The sequence below is a fragment of the Maribacter luteocoastalis genome, from assembly GCF_048890225.1.
GTDB lineage: Bacteria > Bacteroidota > Bacteroidia > Flavobacteriales > Flavobacteriaceae > Maribacter > Maribacter luteocoastalis.
This window is the reverse complement of sequence record NZ_JBMFZG010000005.1, coordinates 46,289-65,809: the sequence shown is the minus strand read 5'-3', so window position 1 is coordinate 65,809 and position 19,521 is coordinate 46,289. Positions and strand designations below refer to the sequence as shown.

At 33.2% G+C, this 19,521-nt stretch carries 22 protein-coding genes; 9 read left to right on the top strand and 13 right to left on the bottom strand.

Going from position 1 to position 19,521, the window contains the following annotated elements; translation table 11 throughout:
* Positions 1-28 precede the first annotated feature (28 nt).
* From ACOCEA_RS10985 to rsfS, 6 genes are read right to left on the bottom strand one after another with little or no spacing between them, the layout of a single operon-like run.
* A complete protein-coding gene (locus ACOCEA_RS10985) occupies positions 29-286 on the bottom strand; it encodes an acyl-CoA-binding protein (protein WP_420756291.1) in 258 nt (85 codons plus the stop codon).
* Positions 261-944, bottom strand: coding sequence for a phosphatidylserine decarboxylase family protein (locus tag ACOCEA_RS10980; protein ID WP_420756290.1), 684 nt, complete (start codon positions 942-944; stop codon positions 261-263). Before ACOCEA_RS10980 ends, ACOCEA_RS10985 begins: the two co-directional genes overlap by 26 nt.
* Positions 934-1,737 carry a phosphatidate cytidylyltransferase gene (locus ACOCEA_RS10975; protein ID WP_420756289.1) on the bottom strand — a complete coding sequence of 268 codons (804 nt, stop codon included), beginning with the start codon at positions 1,735-1,737 and terminating at the stop codon, positions 934-936. The genes ACOCEA_RS10980 and ACOCEA_RS10975 overlap by 11 nt, the downstream gene beginning before the upstream one ends.
* Positions 1,738-1,739: 2 nt before the next feature.
* Positions 1,740-2,351 (bottom strand): LUD domain-containing protein, encoded by a 612-nt coding sequence (locus ACOCEA_RS10970; protein ID WP_420756288.1) that lies wholly within the window; start codon positions 2,349-2,351, stop codon positions 1,740-1,742.
* A 48-nt stretch (positions 2,352-2,399) separates the two neighbouring features.
* Positions 2,400-4,403: an ATP-dependent zinc metalloprotease FtsH gene (ftsH, locus tag ACOCEA_RS10965; RefSeq protein ID WP_420756287.1), complete on the bottom strand. Its 2,004-nt coding sequence runs from the start codon at positions 4,401-4,403 to the stop codon at positions 2,400-2,402.
* Between the two features lie 9 nt (positions 4,404-4,412).
* Positions 4,413-4,790 (bottom strand): ribosome silencing factor, encoded by a 378-nt coding sequence (gene rsfS / locus ACOCEA_RS10960; RefSeq protein WP_420756286.1) that lies wholly within the window; start codon positions 4,788-4,790, stop codon positions 4,413-4,415.
* A gap of 93 nt (positions 4,791-4,883) precedes the next feature.
* Here rsfS and ACOCEA_RS10955 point away from each other — a divergent pair, with 93 nt between their 5' ends.
* Positions 4,884-5,615 (top strand): biotin--[acetyl-CoA-carboxylase] ligase, encoded by a 732-nt coding sequence (locus tag ACOCEA_RS10955; RefSeq protein WP_420756285.1) that lies wholly within the window; start codon positions 4,884-4,886, stop codon positions 5,613-5,615.
* Here the strand turns inward: ACOCEA_RS10955 and ACOCEA_RS10950 are convergent.
* Together ACOCEA_RS10950 and pyrE are read right to left on the bottom strand one after the other, a co-directional pair.
* Positions 5,609-6,004: an SRPBCC family protein gene (locus ACOCEA_RS10950; protein ID WP_420756284.1), complete on the bottom strand. Its 396-nt coding sequence runs from the start codon at positions 6,002-6,004 to the stop codon at positions 5,609-5,611. The two genes, ACOCEA_RS10955 and ACOCEA_RS10950, sit on opposite strands and share 7 nt — an antisense overlap.
* A gap of 4 nt (positions 6,005-6,008) precedes the next feature.
* Positions 6,009-6,650: an orotate phosphoribosyltransferase gene (gene pyrE, locus ACOCEA_RS10945; protein ID WP_420756283.1), complete on the bottom strand. Its 642-nt coding sequence runs from the start codon at positions 6,648-6,650 to the stop codon at positions 6,009-6,011.
* Between the two features lie 7 nt (positions 6,651-6,657).
* Between pyrE and ACOCEA_RS10940 the strand changes: the two genes are divergently transcribed.
* Complete coding sequence (locus ACOCEA_RS10940) at positions 6,658-7,248, top strand: NUDIX hydrolase (RefSeq protein ID WP_420756282.1); 591 nt, start codon at positions 6,658-6,660, stop codon at positions 7,246-7,248.
* A gap of 357 nt (positions 7,249-7,605) precedes the next feature.
* Here the strand turns inward: ACOCEA_RS10940 and ACOCEA_RS10935 are convergent, their stop codons facing one another.
* From ACOCEA_RS10935 to ACOCEA_RS10920, 4 genes are all read right to left on the bottom strand, one after another.
* A complete protein-coding gene (locus tag ACOCEA_RS10935; protein WP_420756281.1) occupies positions 7,606-8,010 on the bottom strand; it encodes a response regulator in 405 nt (134 codons plus the stop codon).
* On the bottom strand, positions 7,997-9,847 hold the full coding sequence (locus ACOCEA_RS10930) for a PAS domain-containing sensor histidine kinase (protein WP_420756280.1): 1,851 nt from the start codon (positions 9,845-9,847) through the stop codon (positions 7,997-7,999). Before ACOCEA_RS10930 ends, ACOCEA_RS10935 begins: the two co-directional genes overlap by 14 nt.
* A gap of 646 nt (positions 9,848-10,493) precedes the next feature.
* Positions 10,494-10,952, bottom strand: coding sequence for a pantetheine-phosphate adenylyltransferase (gene coaD / locus ACOCEA_RS10925; protein WP_420756279.1), 459 nt, complete (start codon positions 10,950-10,952; stop codon positions 10,494-10,496).
* 33 nt (positions 10,953-10,985) lie between these two features.
* A complete protein-coding gene (locus tag ACOCEA_RS10920) occupies positions 10,986-11,960 on the bottom strand; it encodes a D-alanine--D-alanine ligase (protein WP_420756278.1) in 975 nt (324 codons plus the stop codon).
* A 171-nt stretch (positions 11,961-12,131) separates the two neighbouring features.
* Here ACOCEA_RS10920 and ACOCEA_RS10915 point away from each other — a divergent pair, with 171 nt between their 5' ends.
* The 4 genes from ACOCEA_RS10915 (at position 12,132) to ACOCEA_RS10900 (ending at position 15,028) form a co-directional block, all read left to right on the top strand.
* A complete protein-coding gene (locus ACOCEA_RS10915; RefSeq protein ID WP_420756277.1) occupies positions 12,132-12,719 on the top strand; it encodes a PASTA domain-containing protein in 588 nt (195 codons plus the stop codon).
* A 2-nt stretch (positions 12,720-12,721) separates the two neighbouring features.
* A complete protein-coding gene (locus ACOCEA_RS10910) occupies positions 12,722-13,750 on the top strand; it encodes an RluA family pseudouridine synthase (RefSeq protein ID WP_420756276.1) in 1,029 nt (342 codons plus the stop codon).
* Between the two features lie 91 nt (positions 13,751-13,841).
* Entirely contained in the window at positions 13,842-14,603 is a 762-nt protein-coding gene (gene yaaA, locus ACOCEA_RS10905) for a peroxide stress protein YaaA (RefSeq protein WP_420756275.1), read from the top strand.
* A 56-nt stretch (positions 14,604-14,659) separates the two neighbouring features.
* Positions 14,660-15,028, top strand: coding sequence for a hypothetical protein (locus ACOCEA_RS10900; RefSeq protein ID WP_420756274.1), 369 nt, complete (start codon positions 14,660-14,662; stop codon positions 15,026-15,028).
* Position 15,029: 1 nt separating this feature from the next.
* Here ACOCEA_RS10900 and ACOCEA_RS10895 read toward each other — a convergent pair whose 3' ends face one another.
* Positions 15,030-15,158: a 30S ribosomal protein THX gene (locus ACOCEA_RS10895; RefSeq protein ID WP_420756273.1), complete on the bottom strand. Its 129-nt coding sequence runs from the start codon at positions 15,156-15,158 to the stop codon at positions 15,030-15,032.
* Positions 15,159-15,253: 95 nt separating this feature from the next.
* Between ACOCEA_RS10895 and ACOCEA_RS10890 the strand changes: the two genes are divergently transcribed.
* From ACOCEA_RS10890 to ACOCEA_RS10880, 3 genes are all read left to right on the top strand, one after another.
* Positions 15,254-15,913, top strand: coding sequence for a uracil-DNA glycosylase family protein (locus tag ACOCEA_RS10890; RefSeq protein ID WP_420756272.1), 660 nt, complete (start codon positions 15,254-15,256; stop codon positions 15,911-15,913).
* Positions 15,914-16,212: 299 nt separating this feature from the next.
* Entirely contained in the window at positions 16,213-18,759 is a 2,547-nt protein-coding gene (locus ACOCEA_RS10885) for a phosphoenolpyruvate carboxylase (RefSeq protein ID WP_420756271.1), read from the top strand.
* Positions 18,760-18,873: 114 nt separating this feature from the next.
* Positions 18,874-19,521 (top strand): TonB-dependent receptor plug domain-containing protein, encoded by a 648-nt coding sequence (locus ACOCEA_RS10880; RefSeq protein WP_420756270.1) that lies wholly within the window; start codon positions 18,874-18,876, stop codon positions 19,519-19,521.

Below are 19,521 nucleotides of genomic sequence, written 5' to 3'. Positions count from 1 at the left end.
AATTTTATAAAAAGGACTAATTGTTTTGTTATTTTAATTCCTCATTTACCAATTTAGTATACAATTTCATTGCCTGTTCTTTATTTAAGTTTTTTGCCTGTATCAAGGCATTGGTTTTAAATGCGTTTATTAATGGAGTTTTACTTCCTGGGTTGTCAAAATTTTCATTGGCTATTCTATAATAAGCATATAGTTTTAACAATATGTCTGCTGGAATAGGTGATTCATAAGAATTTACAAAATCCACTGCAGTTTTAAAATCAGAATGTAGTTTCTTCTTTTTCATTTGGATCTACATAAGTAGCAATACAGGTAGTAGCACCTTTAACCTTCTGGTTAAGCTTAACATTAATTTCACAATCTAAAGGTAAAAACACATCTACTCTAGATCCAAATTTAATAAATCCTGAATCCTCACCTTGTTGAACGCTTTCACCAACTTCCGCGTAATTAACAATTCTCCTGGCCATAGCTCCAGCAATTTGTCTAAAAAGTATATCACCAAACTTAGGTGTTCGCACTACCACGGTGGTACGTTCGTTTTCCTCGCTAGATTTTGGGTGCCATGCTACCAAATATTTGCCAGGGTGATATTTTGAGAATTTTACTGTTCCACTTGCTGGGTATCTGGTTACATGAACATTAATTGGAGACATAAAAATGGATACCTGCTTGCGTTTGTCCTTAAAATATTCATTTTCTATAACTTCTTCAATTACAACTACTTTTCCATCTACTGGAGCTAAGATTTCATCAAAGTTTTTTGTGACATCTCTTCTCGGGTTTCGAAAAAATTGAAGAATCAAAACCAATATAATTAAAGCTATACCATAGAGTAGTGATTTTAACCATGGGATATCAACAAAAAAATGAGTTAAAAGAATTCCGATACCAACTATAAAAAAAGTTGTTAAGATTATCTTTTGCCCTTCTCTATGAAACATAAGTAAAAATATTTAAGGTTAAGTACGCAAATGGAGCTGCAAAAACCAAACTATCTAAACGATCAAGCATACCACCATGTCCTGGTAATATTGCACCACTGTCCTTAACACCAGCCGATCTTTTTAATTTAGATTCTATCAAATCTCCCAAGCTACCAGTAACTACAATAACACCAGCAAGAATCATCCATTGCCATGGGCCTATTATTTGCTCATGCGTTGCCATAATGTAAGCAGCACCTAAGGCAAAGATAAAACCTCCAACGGTTCCTTCAATAGTTTTTTTTGGAGAAACCACAGAATATAATTTTGTTCTACCCATAGTTTTACCCACTATATAAGCAAAAGAGTCATTAACCCAGATTAATATAAAGATCCCCATGATTAAAAGTTTTGCAAAGGCATCATTTTTATAGGGTATCATAGTGAGAAAAATGCAACCACCACCAATGTAAAAAAGTCCTATTAAAAATTTTTGGAAGGTGCTAAATGATTTTTGTTTGTTGGTAAACAGGTAAATCAATAAATAAATGTCTATGGCCAGGGTAATGAACATTAAAATATTAATAAGAATTTGGTCATGGACTAAATAGATAAATGCCCACCATAGCCCTAAATAAGCAGCAAAAATATAATACCCTTTTAAATGTACCAATCGCTTATATTCATATAAACAAGCAAGACCAAAAGTCATGAATAAAAAATCGAAAGCATCTGAACTTAAGAATATTGCTGATAATAGTAGAATTATATAAACAGCACCCGTTAATGCCCTCCTTAAAATTTCTTTCATGTTTACAGGTCTTCCAGTAGTAAAAGATATAAATTTTTGGTACTACTGCCGTAAGTTAAGAAATCATCAGAATTTTCTTTTGTGGCTTTGAAATGTTTTAGTGTTGTTATGTTGGTAGGTATTTTAGGGCCGTATTTCTTTTTTATAGTCTTTAATCCCTCACCAATAGTTTCTACCAGTTGACTTGTAGTTGCAAATACCACTACGTTGCTAGGAAGTTCGTTTACCTTCTTTTCCATCAATTGGTTAGAGCAAACCAGAATACTACCATTTTGTCCGATAAGGTGTTCGCAGGTAGTAAAAAACACCTCGCTATCTTTAGAATTATTGGTGAATGAAATATTTTCTTTACTGAATTTTTGGACTAAACGTTGGTCCAAAGCAAAAAATGCTTGTTTCTCCCAATTATTTTCATTGATAATTTCCTTTATGGCCAGTGATACTTCTTGTGGTGAAATACAGTAAATGAATTTTCCTCCGTTCTTTTTAAAATGAATAGTGAATTTTTCATCTACTGGTAGATTTAAATCTGGCATATGTTGGCCACGGGTCTCTGCAGTTTCTTTAGAAACTTTCTTTTTGCCACCACCAAATAAAATATCCAAAAGGCCCATTCGCTAATCCGCTATTTTTTTCAATTGTAATTCTAAACTAAAGAAAGATTAAATATTCTCGGTTACTTTTTCGCCTTCCTCAGAATCTTTTTGTTCGTTTTCCAGTTCGGTTTTCTTTTTTTCCTCCTCTAAAATGTCTTTTTCGAAAGCACGTTTACCGAATATTTTTTCCAAATCCTCTTTAAAGATAACTTCTTTCTCCAACAACCTTTCGGCTAAGGTTGTAAGTTTATCTTTATTTTCGGTTAATACCTTAATAGCTCGTTGGTATTGTTCCTCTATTATTTTTGAAATTTCTTCGTCAATAGTCTTTGCAGTTTGTTCACTATATGGTTTTGAAAAACCGTAAGAATCGTTACCGGAAGAATCATAATAGGTTAAATTACCAATCTTGTCATTTAGTCCATAAATAGTAACCATAGCCCTTGCTTGCTTAGTAACTTTTTCAAGATCACTTAAGGCCCCTGTGGATATTTTATTGAATATTACCTTTTCTGCTGCCCTACCACCCATGGTAGCACACATTTCATCTAACATTTGTTCGGGTCTAACTATTAACCTTTCTTCTGGAAGATACCAGGCGGCACCTAAAGATTGGCCTCTTGGTACAATAGTAACTTTCACTAAAGGAGCAGCGTGTTCTAACATCCAACTTGTTGTGGCATGCCCAGCTTCGTGGTAGGCGATAGTTTCCTTTTCTCCTGGTGTTATGATTTTGTTCTTTTTCTCTAATCCGCCAACTATTCTGTCAACCGCATCTAAAAAGTCTTGTTTATTAACGGCCTTTTGCTCTTTACGAGCTGCTATAAGTGCTGCCTCGTTACAAACATTGGCTATATCTGCGCCAGAGAAACCAGGTGTTTGTCTTGCTAGAAAATCTAAATCAAGGGTTTCGGAAGTTTTAATTGGTCTTAGATGAACCTCGAATATTTCTTTTCTTTCCCTAATATCCGGTAAATCAACATAAATCTGCCTGTCGAATCTACCAGCACGCATTAAAGCCTTATCAAGCACATCTGCACGGTTAGTGGCAGCCAAAACGATGACATTGGTGTTGGTTCCAAAACCATCCATTTCGGTTAATAATTGGTTCAAAGTGTTTTCACGCTCATCATTGGAGCCAGTAAAATTATTTTTACCCCTAGCTCTACCAATTGCATCTATTTCATCGATAAAAATAATGGCAGGTGATTTATCCTTTGCTTGCTTAAAAAGATCACGTACCCTTGATGCCCCTACACCAACGAACATTTCCACAAAATCAGATCCTGAAAGTGAAAAGAATGGCACCTTGGCTTCACCTGCTACGGCTTTTGCCAATAAAGTTTTACCGGTTCCAGGAGGTCCAACCAGCAAAGCCCCTTTCGGAATCTTACCACCTAATGAGGTATATTTATCTGGATTTCTTAAGAACTCGACTATTTCTTCAACTTCTTCTTTAGCTCCTTCTAGACCCGCAACATCCTTAAAAGATGTTCTGGTATCTGTTTTTTCATCGAAAAGTTTTGCCTTGGACTTGCCTATGTTAAAAATCTGTCCTCCAGCGCCTCCACCTCCGCCTCCGGACATTCTTCGCATTAGATATATCCAAATACCAATAATCAACACAAATGGCAACAAGGATAATAAGAAGTCTAATATAGCGGTAGATTCTTTTCCAAATTCAATAATGGTATCTAAATTATTTTCTTTTTTAATTTCGGTAATTTCATTTTGAAATATTTGAAGATCACCATAATCCAAGGTGTATTGTGGAATATTACTAGAAGTAGGTATCAATGGTTTTTCCGATACTCCTTTATGAACTTCCTTAGACATAGCTTCTTCTGTTAAGAAGACTTTTGCCTGATTTGTATTGGTAATAATCAATATTTTTTGAACATCACCATTTCTAAGATATTCTTGTAGTTCTGAAGTAGTAGTTTTTTCGGTACTAGCTAAATCATCACTGTTAAATAATTGGAATCCTATTAATAAAACTGCTACTAAACCATAAATCCACCAAGAACTGAATTTAGGTTTTTTAGGGGTTGTATTGTTGTCTTTCGCCATTATATTTTTTTAGTTATTTACGCTACTTTCTATAGTTGTGAATTTTGCATCTCCCCATAATCCCTCAATGTCATAAAATTCACGAATTTGTTTTTGGAATACGTGGACAACTACGTTAACGTAGTCCATTAATACCCACTCGGCATTATCTTCACCCTCTATATGCCAGGGTTTGTCCTTAATTGCTTTGCTTACTGTTTTTTGGATAGAGCCCACTATAGCATTTACATGCGTATTGGAGGTACCGTTACAAATGATAAAGTAGTCACAAACGGTATTCTCAATTTTTCTTAGGTCAAGTAAATTTATGTTATGTCCTTTTACTTCTTCTATTCCCTTTAAAATTAATGCAATCAACTCATCTGCACTAGCTTTCCTATTCTGCATTCAAAAGTTTTAGTTTTTACAAAGTTATTGTTTTTTTGTTCTTTTAGGCTTAGTTTTTAACAATAGATTAAAGTTTCCTAAAAGCAAACATAAATGCAAATAATCAAACTTAGTGCCACGGAGTCCACAAACGCCTATTTAAAGGAAATGATTGAAGGTGAATATCCGGCGGATCTAACTGTTGTAGTTACTGATAAACAAACCAAAGGAAAAGGGCAAATGAATGCCGTTTGGGAGTCTTATCCATTTAAGAACCTGACTTTTAGTGTTTTGAAAAGGCACTCTAAGTTAGAGGCACGCCAACAATTTATAATTACAATGTGTGTTTCTTTGGCAGTGGTAGCTGTTTTTGATACCTTGAAATTACCTAAAATACGGATAAAGTGGCCAAACGACATTCTGTCAGGTACCACCAAAATTTGTGGAATCTTAATAGAAAATAATATTAACGGGACATTTGTGAAAACATCGGTAATAGGAATTGGTATAAATGTAAATCAAACTACATTTTCTAAAGGACTAAATGCTACGTCCATAAAAAAATTATTGGGAAAAGATATTGATCTTGATAGTTTATTGAAATCTATTCTAATACATCTTGAGAATTATTTGGAAAAAATAAGTCTCACGAATTTTGAGAATATTTTGGTGGATTATGAGGGAAAACTTTTTAAAAAGAATGTAGCTGCTACTTTTGAAGAGCCAAATGGACGTTTGTTTACAGGAGTAATAGAGGGCGTTTCTAAAATAGGCAAATTAAAAGTACGGATAGATGATACTACTATTAAAGAATATAATCTTAAAGAAGTGCGAATGCGCTATTGAATTTTACCTAAGTTTTCAGATAAGGTATTAATAAAGTTTGTGATTGGATTTTTTATCATCATTGCCATCATTGCATTGAACTCTCCAGAAAAACTCAATACAACCTCGCTAGTATCATTGCTCAATTCTAAAATATCAGCAGTAAGCGTAAAGGGTAATTTCTCACTTGCCGCACCTAGTATTAATTGATTGTAAGGTGTTTGTGCTTTTTTTTCAAGAACAATTTCTGGCATTCCTTTCAGGGCAAATAGGAACCTGTTCTCATTTAATACTTCAAATTTATCAATATTTGATGGCATTAATTGCTCAAAATTACTTAGTTCGTTTAAAAAATCAAATGTCGCTTGTTGATTTTTATTAACTGAGGTTTTGGGTGTCTCTATAAACATAATGCTATGGTAACCATTTAGATGGCGCTTTACGCCACTCTTTTAATTTGTTTAATTGATCTTCATTTACGTAACCGGTATCTGAGGCTTGTTCTATTAAGAAATCATAACTGCTCAACGTATGAAGCTCTACTTTTTTTTGTTCAAAATTGGTTTGGGCAACATCAAAACCATAAGTAAAAATGGCTAGCATGCCTTTAATTTTTGCTTCTTTTGCTTTTAAGGCATCAACTGCGTTTAAACTACTCTTTCCTGTACTAATTAAGTCCTCAATCACAACCACCGTTTGGTTAGGTTCTAATTTTCCTTCTATCTGGTTTTGCCTACCGTGAGATTTTGGTTCTGGCCTAACATAAATAAAAGGAAGACCTAGTGCATCTGCAACCAAGGCCCCCATACCAATTGCCCCTGTGGCCACTCCGGCAATAACATCTGGCTTCCCATAAAGCGACTCTACCTGCTTTGCCATTTCTTGTTTAATATAGTTTCGAATACTAGGATAAGATAATAAAATTCTATTATCACAGTAGATAGGGGATTTCCAACCAGAAGCCCAAGTAAAAGGATTTTCTGGATTCAATTTTATTGCATTAATTTGCAGCAGAAGCTCTGCTGTTTTTTTAGCCGTGTTCTTGTCTAAAACCATGACGCAAATGTATAAAGTTTTTGTGAATGAATTGCCTTTGATTCTGACAAATAAACTCTCCGAAACAGTCAATGGAGAGTATTTTTTGCTTAATCAAGAATCTATACAGGATGCAATTAAATCCCTCAAAAAGAAAAAGCTTACCGAAGCATATATTTATCACCCCAACAATGAGGAGATTTTAAAAAAGTTTACCAAGGAAATTCCCATGATTGTTGCTGCAGGTGGAGTGGTCACCAATGAAAAGGGTAAGGTTTTGTTTATTTATAGAAATGAGAAATGGGACTTACCGAAAGGTAAACTTGATAAAGGTGAATCTATTGAGGATTGTGCAATAAGGGAAGTTACGGAAGAGACTGGGGTACAGGGCCTAAGAATTGAAAATTTTTTAAGGACAACGTATCATATTTTTAATAATGGGGGAACGCCAACACTAAAACAAGTGCATTGGTACGCTATGAAAACGGAGTACACCGGCAAGTTAAAACCTGAGAAAAAAGAGGGAATAGTAAAAGTGAAATGGAAAGGCCCAAAAAAAATACAAGTTGCACTTCAAAACTCCTATGCTAACATCAAAATTCTATTCGAAGGCGATTAAAAAACATACAATTATTTTATTGCATACATTACCCCTAAAACTATAAAATTTAGGTCCATTTTGATTCGCACTGGTCGATGTATTTTAGTTAAATACGCCACCAATTGTTTTGGTAATTCTTTTGCAAGTTTCTTGTAAAATAGGGATTACCTCTTGGTATGTGGCAGTTTCTTCTATATTTTAAGTTTCAAAAGTCAACGGGAAATTAAGCTCAATTTCTTTGTATGCTTTTCTCAAGAGAGAAATAATACCAGTAACACTACTAATGTTAATCTCAATATGGATGGTCTCAAATTAAAAAGCTATAAGCATTTATAATAAGGAGCAAAAATTACGTAAACCTATTACTCAAAAGGTTTAAGCAACCTTAGTGATTTTGGCAATATCACTTTTGTTTAATGGTTTATTATTGTAAGTAATTAGATGATGGGTTCTATCCTTAAAATAATCAAATTTTTGTTGATCAATTGGGTCAATTGAGGAGGTAACAATATTAATTCGAACTCTCTCTTTGGTAGGTAATTTGATGAATTCTTCCAAGAACTGCCACCCATCCATAATTGGCATGTTAATATCTAGAAAAATTATTTCTGGCAATGGTTTGTTATCAGTTATTTTTTTGGATAAACCATCAATTGCAATTCTACCATTTGCATAGGATTCAACTTGTGCACATTCTACAGTGGAATTCAACATTTTACGAATGCCAAAAACCGTTATAGGGTCATCATCAACGATACCTATGTTTTTAATCTCTATCATGAAAATATATTTCAAATTTAGTACCTTTTCCAACTTCACTTTCAACGGTAATCTTTCCATTCATCGCTTCAATTTGATTTTTCACAAGATAAAGCCCAATACCTTTTGCATTTTTATGGGAATGAAACGTTTTGTACATACCAAATAACTTATCACCATATTTATTTAAATCTATTCCCAACCCATTATCTTCAATAATTAAAATAATATAATCCTTGATTTTTCTTGTGCTTAATTGTATTTCAGCATTTCTATCTGGATGTTTATATTTAGTGGCATTAGTTATAAAATTCATTAATATACTTTCTAAATAAGTAGGTACAACTTTTAGGCTTATTTCATTAGAAACCTGATTAATAATTTTGGTATTGTTCTCTATTAAGAAATTGGATAAATCAGTTTTAACCTCCTTGATTTTTCTATTTAGGTTAACTAATGATTTTTTTGCATCATTACGAGTGGTTATGGCAACAACTTCATTTAAATTATCTAAAGTTTCTAATAAATTGCTAGAGGCGTTGGTAAGCATTGTGAGTATTTTTTGTTTTTCATCTTCATCTTTTTCATGTACCATAAAATCCAATAGCATAGAAAAGTTTGCACTATGTGATCTTAGGTTGTGAGATACAATATGGGCAAAATCTATTAGTTTTTTATTCTGTTGTGATGTTACATTGATTAAATGTCTTAGCTCTCGCTCTTTCTGTTTAATATTTGAAATGTCTAGACTTATACCAACCAATCCGTTGCTGAAACCATGTTCATCTATCAAAGGTATTTTAGAAGTTAGGAAAGTAGTTTCAGTGCCATCCTTTTTAATGCTTACCACTTCTTCTCCTAAAATAGGGGTTAAGCTGGTCATTACCATAATATCCTGTTCCGTGTACCTTCTAGCTGTTACCTCGTCATAAAGATCATAATTATTTTTACCCAATATGCTCTCTTCATTATCCAAGCCGAAATAGTTGCATTCTGACTTATTGGCAAGTATTTTTCTAGATTCTATATCTTTTATATATACGTTGAGTGGTAAGTTATCTACTAATGTTCTTAATAATTTTTCATTTTTTTGTGATTCTAGAGTTGCTAGGACTTGATTATGTATGTCTTGAAAGGTTCCAATAAAACCTACGAGTTCTTGTTTTTTAAAAATAGGTTTTCCAGAAGACATTACCCATTTTTCATTTCCTTTTGCTGTTATTATCTGTAGCTTAAGACTCCATGGTGATCCTTTTTCTGTAGCTTCGAACATGGCCATAGAAATTGCATTTCTACTATGTCCTTCTTTGTAAAACTCTATAGAGGTATCAAGATTTGGAATATAATCTGGAGTAACTTCATGTATGGCCTTGGTCATAGAACACCAAGTTACTGTTTCACTTTTAAGGTCATACTCCCACATGCCCGTTTTAGAAATTTCCGAGTGTTGACTTAACAACTTTTGGGATTTTTCTAATTCTAGTTCACTATTTATTACGTCTGTTACCTCGTTAATATGCAAAATAGCTCCAATTATATTTTCGTTGGTATCATACCATGGTGCGTTTATCCATTCATACCAATGTTCCCCAGTTCTGCTATCTAAATATTTTTGAACTCCCATTGGGTTGGACTTTCCTAAAAAACAATCTTCTAGAACCGTTTTCCATTTGGTATTTACCTCCGGGAAAACTTGAAAAAGACCGAAACCAACAATTGGTCTAATATCTTGACAAAAAGTTTTAATCCATTTATCTGAGGCATGGATGATTTCGAATTTTTTGTCAATAAAAACCGTACATGTAGGAAGCTGTCTTATTAAATAAGAAGTACGTAATATTTGAGCCCTTTTAATCATAAATAGGTAATTTCCTACAAATTTATGTGGTTTTTACTATTTGCGTTAATCTTTGTTGTGAACTAATAGAAAAGTGTGGTGTTGGTAACTATATTTAATCTTAAGTAAGGAAATACTTGAAAATTTCACCTTTAATTCGGGCTATTTTCACCTTTTCAATAATAGTTTTCGATTTATTAATTAAAATGCTAATGCTTTCGTTTTAGATTAGATATTTACCAATAAAAGTTACCCTATATTGACATAATAACCTTTCTTCCAAATTAAACATTTAGCATTATTTGAAGTTAAGTTACCATGGTCTTTTTTTAAATTCGTTGACCCTTTTAAACAACTGTTAAGTCTTTTTTGCTCGTTTTTAGAGAATGGGGTATACCTGTAAAAAGATTTTTATATTAGAGAGCTTCCTGATCAAAACTTTTTTTTAAGCAATTAGTAGAAGTAAGAACCAATTCAAATCTACTATAGGAGGAGCAAATTGAACAATATATTCTTAGGAATATGAACCGTATATTTTTAGGTTGGACATGAAAGGAGAATTTTTCCCCATAATTCGCAAGATTGTTCTAAAATCCTTTACTTGAATAGTACAAATTATTAAAAAATTATTATCGAAAGGAATAAAATATGTTGTTAAGATGAAGTTTTAAGAAGAAATTCTTACAGAATCAGGTACTAAACCTGTATAATCACCACCATTTCTTATTACATCCCTAACAATAGACGAACTAATATAAGATTTACCAGAGGAGGTCAATAAAAAAACCGTTTCTATTTCAGATAACTTACGGTTGGTGTGGGCAATAGCTTTTTCAAATTCAAAATCCCCGGGATTTCTTAATCCCCTAAGGATATAGTTGGCATTTACTTTTTTGCAAAAATCTACGGTAAGCCCTTGGTATGTATGTACTTTTATTTTGGGTTCATTTTTAAAGGCTTCTTTTATAAAGTCCGTTCTCTGTTCCAAAGAAAACATATATTTTTTATCAGCATTTTCACCAATTGCAATTATCAATTCATCAAAAAGTGTAATGCCACGCATTATAATGTCATGGTGGCCCAAGGTAAGTGGATCAAATGAACCAGGAAAAATAGCACGTTTCATAAATGATGTATATAGCTTTTAAAAATAGTTAATTTAACCAAGAACCTCCTGTATGGCATTATTAAAAAGCTGTGAAAGGTTAATTCCTGCTTCTTTGGCTTGTTGCGGTAATATACTTGCGGTTGTCAATCCAGGAGTGGTATTCATTTCCAATAAGTACGGTTCGTCACCAATAAAAATAAATTCACTTCTAGAAAACCCTTTCATTTTTAGGACATCATAAATTTTCCTAGCCGTTTGGGTTACATTCCTTTTCTGTGTTTTCGTAATTCTTGCTGGGGTAATTTCCTGTGACTTACCCTCATATTTTGCTTCATAGTCAAAAAAATCATTTTCTGTTACGATTTCTGTTATTGGAAGAACTTTTGTTTTGCCCTTATACTTTATTACACCAACCGATACCTCTATACCATCTAAAAAACTTTCAATTATAATTTCATCATCTTCGGCATAGGCCACGTCAATGGCGTTTTTAAGTTCTTCCTTCTTATAAACTTTTGATATACCAAAACTGCTGCCAGATTTATTGGCTTTTACAAAACAAGGGAGATTAACTTTTGCAATTATCTCATCCTCACTAATAACATCGCCTTTATTAAGATAGTATGAAGCAGCAGATTTTATGCCATATGGCTTAAGAACACTGAGTAGATCTCGTTTATTAAATGTTAGTGATGCTTGGTAAAATCCACAAGAAGTCTGCGGCATATGTATTAACTCAAAATAGGCCTGCATTAACCCGTCTTCTCCTGGAGAACCATGGATAGCGTTAAATATACAATCAAACCTAATATTTTTGTTATTTATGTCAATGCTAAAGTCTGCCCTATTTATTGGTATTTCATTTTCATTGCTATCTACATAGACCCATTTATCCCTAAATATGTGTATCCTATACAGTTCATATTGATCCTTGTCCAAATAATCATAAACAACATTTCCACTTTTAAGTGAAATTTTAAATTCACTGGAATAGCCACCCATTATAATTGCAATTCTTTTTTTCATGCGCACGAGATAAATAATATTGTTATCACAAAGATGTAGCATTCAAGTTAAACAAAAAAGAGAATTATTGGCACTACTAATATAAATTAAGAAATCGCCATCAAATAACAAGTTAAAATGAATCAAGTGGTACATGGGCATTTCTTATATTTGTAGCGATAAAATTCACAGATGCGAAATTTTTTTAATTTTTTAAGGAGTAAGATTTTTTTAATCCAGATTGCAACAGCAGTATTACTTACTATAATTTTGATTTTCGTTGTTTTAAGATGGTTAAACAATACAACCAATCATGGTGAGTTTGTTGAGGTTCCAGATTTTTCTAAACTATCTGTAATGGAAATGCGAAAATCTGTGGAAGATGCTGGGTTACGATATGAAGTTTTAGATTCAGCTAGTTTTAATCCTGATTATCCTAGATTTTCTATAATAGAACAAAACCCTTCTGCAGGAACAAAAGTAAAAACGAACCGAAAAATATACTTTACGGTAAATCCGTCCGGATATAAAAAAGTAACTGTTCCCAAAATTATTCAAGTAACCAAAAGAAACGCTTCTTCCATGTTAAAAGCTGTGGGTTTAGATGTGCAGCGAGTAACTTATGTAGACGAATTAGGAAAAGACATGGTGTATCAGTTAAAATACAAAGGAAAATATATTAAACCAGGGGATAAGCTTCCTAAAACTTCCAAGGTAGAATTGATATGTGGGAATGGCAATATTCCCGATAGTGCTATTATTAAGGCCAATTCTAATTAAGTATGACCACAACGGTAAATCTGGAACCAGATGATAATGAGCTTTTTGAGCACCATAGATTTCTAGCATCTAAAGGTCAAGAACCACTGCGTGTGGATAAGTTTTTAATGAATTTTATTGAGAACGCCACAAGAAGTAAAATACAACAAGCAGCTAAAGAAGGACATGTATGGGTTAACGACGCTATTGTAAAGCCTAACTACAAAGTAAAGGCCGGTGATGAGGTCAAGGTACTTTTTGAGCATCCACCACATGAACATTTACTTGTTCCTGAGGATATTCCTTTAGATATTGTTTATGAGGATGATGTGCTTTTGGTGGTTAACAAACCTGCGGGTATGGTGGTGCATCCTGGTCATGGAAACTACTCCGGTACACTTATTAATGCATTGATTTATCATATTGATAATTTACCGGCCAATAGCAACGAAAGACCCGGGCTAGTGCATAGAATAGACAAAGATACTTCTGGTTTGTTGGTCATTGCCAAAACCGAAGCCGCAATGACCCACTTGGCAAAGCAATTTTTTGATAAGACCTCAGAACGGGAATATATTGCCTTGGTATGGGGTAATGTAGAGGAAGATGAGGGAACAATTATTGGTAATGTTGGACGTAATCCTAAAAATAGGTTACAAATGCATGTTTTTCCCGAAGGTGAAGAAGGCAAAGAGGCGGTAACACATTATAAGGTTTTAGAAAGATTAGGTTATGTGACCATGGTTTCCTGCAAGTTGGAAACGGGAAGAACACATCAAATTCGAGTTCATATGAAATATATTGGGCATACCCTTTTTAATGATGAACGTTATGGCGGTGATAAGATTTTAAAAGGTACGACCTTCACAAAATACAAACAGTTTGTAGATAATGCTTTTAAGGTTTTGCCAAGACAAGCATTACATGCCAAAACATTAGGTTTTATTCATCCTATTACAGGAGAACAGATGCGTTTTGATTCTGAAATCCCTGAAGATATACAAATGTGTATAGAGAAATGGAAAAATTATAGTAAAAATAGTTCCCTATAGTTTTGCCCAATACCACTATCGAAACTCTTTTGTGCTTCATAAATATTTTACCCAAAAACCTTTATATTTTTACCTATCCTAAAATTGATATATGAAAATTGTTATATCTCCTGCCAAGTCATTGGATTATGAAAGAGAATTGCCAACAGGCAGATATTCTTATCCAAAATTTATAGAGGAAGCAAAAAAGCTTAATACTATATTGGTAAAAAAGAAGCCAAAGGCACTAGCTGACCTAATGTCAATTTCAGATAACCTGGCACAGCTTAATTGGGAACGTAATCAGCAATTTTCTGTTCCGTTTACTACTCAAAATGCAAGACCCGCTGTATATGCTTTTAACGGTGATGTGTATACTGGACTTGATGCTTATACCATTCCAGAGTCAAAATTGGATAATTTGCAAGATACCCTTCGTATTCTTTCTGGACTGTATGGAGTTTTAAGACCATTGGATTTAATGCAACCTTATCGACTGGAAATGGGAACTTCCCTAAAAATTGGAAGAAAAAAGAATTTGTATGAGTTTTGGAAAAAAGAAATTACCAATTCTTTAAATGTTGAACTTAAAGATAATGAACTTTTTGTGAACTTGGCAAGCAATGAATATTTTGATGCGGTAGATTCAAAATCACTTAAGGTTCCTATAATTACTCCAATATTTAAGGATTGGAAGAACGATAAATTAAAGGTGATTAGTTTTTTTGCTAAAAAAGCAAGAGGTGCTATGGTGCGATATATTTTGGATTCTGAAGCTAAAAGCCTAGAGGATATCAAAGGGTTTAATTTAGAGGATTATCAATTTAGCCAGGAGCATACCCTCAAAGAAAACCAACCTGTATTTATCCGGTAAAATATAATCTTCATGCTTTCGTTCTCATAGTGTACGTAATCCTATAATTTGTGGGTATGAAAAGATTATTGGTTTCCATTAGTATTTTATTTACAGTAGCCTGCCTCTCTTGTACAGATAGGGATGATGATGTGGCATCGGTAAATTTGCGTATTAAAAACAATACCTCATTTGCATTTAACAAGGTTTTGGTGCTAGAAAAGGATACCATGTATATAAATATTGGTACAGGGGAGTATTCACAGTATTATGAATTTGAACAGGCATCGGCTGAAATGTCACTGGCCATTGAGACAGATTCAGTGACTTTTAACTACCAAGCACAAGAAACAATCCTTGATTCTTTGCCAATTGGTTTTTATACATACGAACTCTCTTTGGACGAGGAAAAACAAGTTACTTTAAATTTCCGCATCGATAATTAAATTATTTCTTTTTAGAAATCTTGATTTTTTCCTCTGGAGTTGGTTTTCGTTTTATTTTTTTTGGTCTTCTAGCACCATATGAATTATTTGCTATTTTTCCTCTTTTAGATTTTTTATCTCCTTTTCCCATCTTTTAAAACATGTATTTGTTTAAAGTTAATAAAATGATATACTAATAGCTAGACATATGTGCCGTAATTTTAGAACTTTAAAAGTATTTCAGTTTTGTTTAAGCATATTCACCCATACGAGCCTTTTATATTTAAAGAAGCCACTAAACTTATTGTTGGTACGTTGCCGCCGCCGAGATTTACTTCAGGGGAATTAAAAGAAGGTGATGTAGATTTTTGTTATGGAAGTAGGGACGGACAATTATGGCCAATTTTGAATGTACTATTTGATTTGAAACTTGGGTTTGAAAATACCTATGCCGCAATAGAACAACGTAAGAAATTTTTAAAATCCCGTAAAATTGGAATTTGCGATATTGTAGCGTCTGCTGAACGAGTCAAGATGGATGCCTCGGATGTGGGCATGCAAAATGTAAAGTTGAGAAACCTATTAGGGTATCTAGAGCAATATTCAAATGTTGATACCTTATTGTTCACAGGGGGTAATAGTAAAAACGGCCCAGAGTATTTTTTCAGGAAACATTTGAAAGAAAATAATTTAGCCTTGGTTCAAGTGACATCTAAAGTGCCAAGAATACATCAATTTATGCATCCCAAAACAAAGAGTAGTATTCAAACAGTGTCCTTGATTGCGCCATCTGGCGCGGCAAACAGGGCCATAGGTAGCTTACCCGATTATAAGAGGATAAAATCTGAAAATCCAAAATTCACCACTATTGATTTTAGGATTATGCAGTATAGTGCATTCTTTTAATTTTTTGAAATCGTACAAAACTAAAAAGAGCCTTGTTATATAACAAGGCTCTTTTACGAGAACACTATATGAAAATGAAAAAAATTATTTACTTATTTACATTTCAAAAGTAGGTTGCTTCCCAAGATTTTTATAATTATTGTTGTCAAACGTGTTGTTTTTGTGGTTTCTTAATTCTATTTTGTTATTTAGAGTATTTCATACCTACTGTTCTGATAGAAAATATGATCTTTATATCAGTATTAGAACAGTTGGAACATGAATTATTATTCTTATTATAATAGTAACAAAATTGATATATGCAGCAGTTAGAAAGATTAGAGGAGTTTAAGAAATCTGTACAGAATAAATTCAATGTCTACAATAGTTTATTTCTGAATTTACCTTATAGAAATATAGAAAATGTAGGCATGCTTATTCCATTGTTAATGGATCAGTCTGAAAAAGGACTTAAAAAGGGTCTAAATCCTAAAGAAATACTAGAAAACTTCTTTCACAATTTTGCAGAAATAGATTCTGAAAAGGACCGTATAGACTTTATGTTTCGCATCATTCAATATGTAGAGCGTCAGGTGGTGCTCTATGATAGTGTAGAGGACGCTGCTTTTCCTAAAATGCATAAGCATAGTAGTTCCCTTTCTTTAAAGGATTATTTTCAATTGGTAGAGCGAAATAATTCTTGGGATGATATAGCTGATAAATTGGACAATTTTAGTGCCAGATTGGTATTAACTGCACATCCTACACAGTTTTATACACCTGCTGTGCTGGATATCATTACCAACTTAAGAACATTGATTTTAGAGGATAAGATTGATGAGATTGATGTTGCATTACAACAATTGGGATTAACATCATTGGTAAATGCTAAAAAACCAACACCTTTAGATGAGGCTAAAAACATTATTTATACACTCAGACATGTATATTATGATGCTATTGGAGAAATGTATTCCTATATAAAAGGGAGTTTAGGAACACGTAAATTTGAAAATCACAATATTGTTAAATTAGGATTTTGGCCAGGTGGCGATCGTGATGGTAATCCTTTTGTGACATCGGAAATCACTAAAGACGTAATGAATGAGTTAAGGGTTACCTTAATGAAATGCTACTATAATGATTTAAAACGGTTACAACATAAATTAACATTTAAGGATGTACAAGAGCCTATAAATAAACTACGTGGCAATTTATATACGGCAATGTTTGACCCTAGCAAAGAAGTGGGTTATGATGATATTATAAACCCGTTGAATCAAATTCGGGAATCGCTCATTGCTAAATACAATAATTTATATTTAAAGGATTTAGATCAGTTCATAGATAAGGTTAAAATCTTCAAGACCCATTTTGCAACCATAGATATTAGACAAGACCATAGCATTCATACTAAAGTAATGAATGAGATTTTAAGGAAAAATGGTTATATCGATAGTGATATATCTGAACTGTCAGAAGATAAATTGATATCAATTTTGATCAGTGATAACCTTAACTTATCACCAGATGATTACCAAGAGGAAATAGTTAAGGATACCATTAAGAATATTTCACAACTACAGACCATACAGGAGAAAAACGGGGAAGAAGGATGTAATAGATATATTATTAGTAATTCTGAGGATATTTATAGTATTCTATTCGTTTACGCATTGTTTAGATGGTGTGGTTGGGGCGACAAGAAAATTACCTTTGATATAGTTCCCTTATTTGAGACGATGAAAGGAATGGATAATGCTGAAGCAACCATGCAGCAATTGTTTAATTTAAGCGAATACAGGGCACATCTAAATAATAGGGCAGACAGACATACTATTATGCTAGGTTTTTCTGATGGTACTAAGGACGGTGGTTATTTAAAGGCCAATTGGTCTATTTTAAAAACTAAAGAGGTGCTTTCTGAGGTTTGTGGGAAAAATGAGATTACAGCAATTTTCTTCGATGGTAGGGGAGGGCCACCGGCAAGAGGTGGTGGAAAAACACATCGTTTTTATGCGGCCCAAACCAATAAAGTTGCCAATAATGAGATTCAGTTAACTATTCAAGGTCAAACAATTACGAGCACCTATGGAACCAAGGAACAGTTTATTTATAATAGTGAACAATTATTGACGGCAGGACTTTCCAATACCATTTTAGGTAAGGAAATCACCATTTCCGATGAATCCAGAAAGTTAATTGAGGAACTTTCAGAATTAAGTTTTGATAAATATGATGCCTTAAAGCATCACGATAAGTTTATGCCTTACTTGGAAAATATGAGTACGCTAAAGTACTATACCAAAGCAAATATTGGGAGTAGACCAGGCAAACGGGGTAATAAGGCGAAGTTGGAATTATCGGATTTAAGGGCTATTTCATTTGTAGGTTCTTGGAGTCAGTTAAAACAAAATGTACCAGGTTATTTTGGCATAGGAACTGCATTAAAAAAGTTAGAGGATGAAGGCAGGTTTAATGAAGCTAAGGACTTATACAATGATGTGCCTTTTTTCCAAGCTTTAATGATGAATAGTATGATGAGTCTATCCAAATGTTACTTTGAGCTAACCAGCTATATGAAGGAGAATGATGAATATGGGGCTTTTTGGGATATTCTCCATGAGGAGTTTGAACTCTCTAAAGATATGTTGTTAAAGTTATCTGGAATGGAAATTTTAATGGAAAAGGAAACCATTTCTAGGGAATCCATTAAAATTAGGGAGAATATAGTATTGCCATTACTTGTTATACAGCAATATGCACTACAGAAAATTGGAAAGCAAAGTGAATTTAAAGAGCTGTACGAAAAAATTGTAACAAGGTCTTTATATGGGAATATCAATGCGAGTAGAAACTCTGCTTAAAGATAAAAGCATATTTTAGTAATCATAAACGATAAGAAAAATCTTATCGTTTTTTTTAAAATCAAATTTTTGGTATAGTATTTGTTCCATTTTTAAAAATATAAATACATGAAGATGAGATACTTATTGTTAATTTGTGTAGTTACTGTACAATTTTGTCTTGCACAAAACCAATCTTCAGAAAAGGTCAAAATAGAGGCTACCGTGGTAAATTACTTGGGCATTCCTGTAAAAAAAGCAATTCTTTATATTGATTCCATAAAAACTTTTGTTCGTAGTAATAAACAAGGGAATTTTACAACTGAAATACCTTCTTCTACTCAATCTTTGTCGGTGTACTCTAAAACACATGGTTTAATTACTAAAGTCTATGGCATGGAAAATCATATAGATTTTCAATTCCCTAATAATATAGTAAATGAACTAACAGAAAGGAATTTACAGGATATGGGATTTACTGTTGTAGCACCTAGAAAAGGCTCTATTGATCCAGCACGCTTTAAAGAGTATACCGATATATATAAATTAATAAGAGAACTATTTACTGGGGTTGAGGTAAATGGGAGTAATATTGTTGTTAGAGGTTCAAATAGCTTTGGTGACACTACACCTTTGTTTGTAGTTGATGACAGCTATGTTCCTAGTATTTCTTTTATAAATCCTGTAGAATTAAAATCTATTGAATTATTAAAAGGAGAAGAAACGACACTGTATGGTTCAAGAGGGGCAAATGGTGTTTTTATAATTCATTTAGCTAAATAA

Bases quoted from the DNA above. Each gene is read 5' to 3' on its own strand.
- ACOCEA_RS10935 (WP_420756281.1), bottom strand. From the start codon at position 8,010: ATGATAGAGATTAAAAACATAGGTATCGTTGATGATGACCCTATAACG.
- ACOCEA_RS10895 (WP_420756273.1), bottom strand. From the start codon at position 15,158: ATGGGAAAAGGAGATAAAAAATCTAAAAGAGGAAAAATAGCAAATAAT.
- coaD (WP_420756279.1), bottom strand. From the start codon at position 10,952: ATGAAACGTGCTATTTTTCCTGGTTCATTTGATCCACTTACCTTGGGC.
- ACOCEA_RS10930 (WP_420756280.1), bottom strand. From the start codon at position 9,847: ATGATTAAAAGGGCTCAAATATTACGTACTTCTTATTTAATAAGACAG.
- ACOCEA_RS10915 (WP_420756277.1), top strand. From the start codon at position 12,132: ATGCGAAATTTTTTTAATTTTTTAAGGAGTAAGATTTTTTTAATCCAG.
- pyrE (WP_420756283.1), bottom strand. From the start codon at position 6,650: ATGGTTTTAGACAAGAACACGGCTAAAAAAACAGCAGAGCTTCTGCTG.
- ACOCEA_RS10885 (WP_420756271.1), top strand. From the start codon at position 16,213: ATGCAGCAGTTAGAAAGATTAGAGGAGTTTAAGAAATCTGTACAGAAT.
- ACOCEA_RS10985 (WP_420756291.1), bottom strand. From the start codon at position 286: ATGAAAAAGAAGAAACTACATTCTGATTTTAAAACTGCAGTGGATTTT.
- ACOCEA_RS10975 (WP_420756289.1), bottom strand. From the start codon at position 1,737: ATGAAAGAAATTTTAAGGAGGGCATTAACGGGTGCTGTTTATATAATT.
- ACOCEA_RS10940 (WP_420756282.1), top strand. From the start codon at position 6,658: ATGTATAAAGTTTTTGTGAATGAATTGCCTTTGATTCTGACAAATAAA.
- ACOCEA_RS10950 (WP_420756284.1), bottom strand. From the start codon at position 6,004: ATGTTTATAGAGACACCCAAAACCTCAGTTAATAAAAATCAACAAGCG.
- ACOCEA_RS10900 (WP_420756274.1), top strand. From the start codon at position 14,660: ATGAAAAGATTATTGGTTTCCATTAGTATTTTATTTACAGTAGCCTGC.
- ftsH (WP_420756287.1), bottom strand. From the start codon at position 4,403: ATGGCGAAAGACAACAATACAACCCCTAAAAAACCTAAATTCAGTTCT.
- ACOCEA_RS10920 (WP_420756278.1), bottom strand. From the start codon at position 11,960: ATGAAAAAAAGAATTGCAATTATAATGGGTGGCTATTCCAGTGAATTT.
- ACOCEA_RS10880 (WP_420756270.1), top strand. From the start codon at position 18,874: ATGAGATACTTATTGTTAATTTGTGTAGTTACTGTACAATTTTGTCTT.
- rsfS (WP_420756286.1), bottom strand. From the start codon at position 4,790: ATGCAGAATAGGAAAGCTAGTGCAGATGAGTTGATTGCATTAATTTTA.
- ACOCEA_RS10980 (WP_420756290.1), bottom strand. From the start codon at position 944: ATGTTTCATAGAGAAGGGCAAAAGATAATCTTAACAACTTTTTTTATA.
- ACOCEA_RS10955 (WP_420756285.1), top strand. From the start codon at position 4,884: ATGCAAATAATCAAACTTAGTGCCACGGAGTCCACAAACGCCTATTTA.
- yaaA (WP_420756275.1), top strand. From the start codon at position 13,842: ATGAAAATTGTTATATCTCCTGCCAAGTCATTGGATTATGAAAGAGAA.
- ACOCEA_RS10970 (WP_420756288.1), bottom strand. From the start codon at position 2,351: ATGGGCCTTTTGGATATTTTATTTGGTGGTGGCAAAAAGAAAGTTTCT.
- ACOCEA_RS10910 (WP_420756276.1), top strand. From the start codon at position 12,722: ATGACCACAACGGTAAATCTGGAACCAGATGATAATGAGCTTTTTGAG.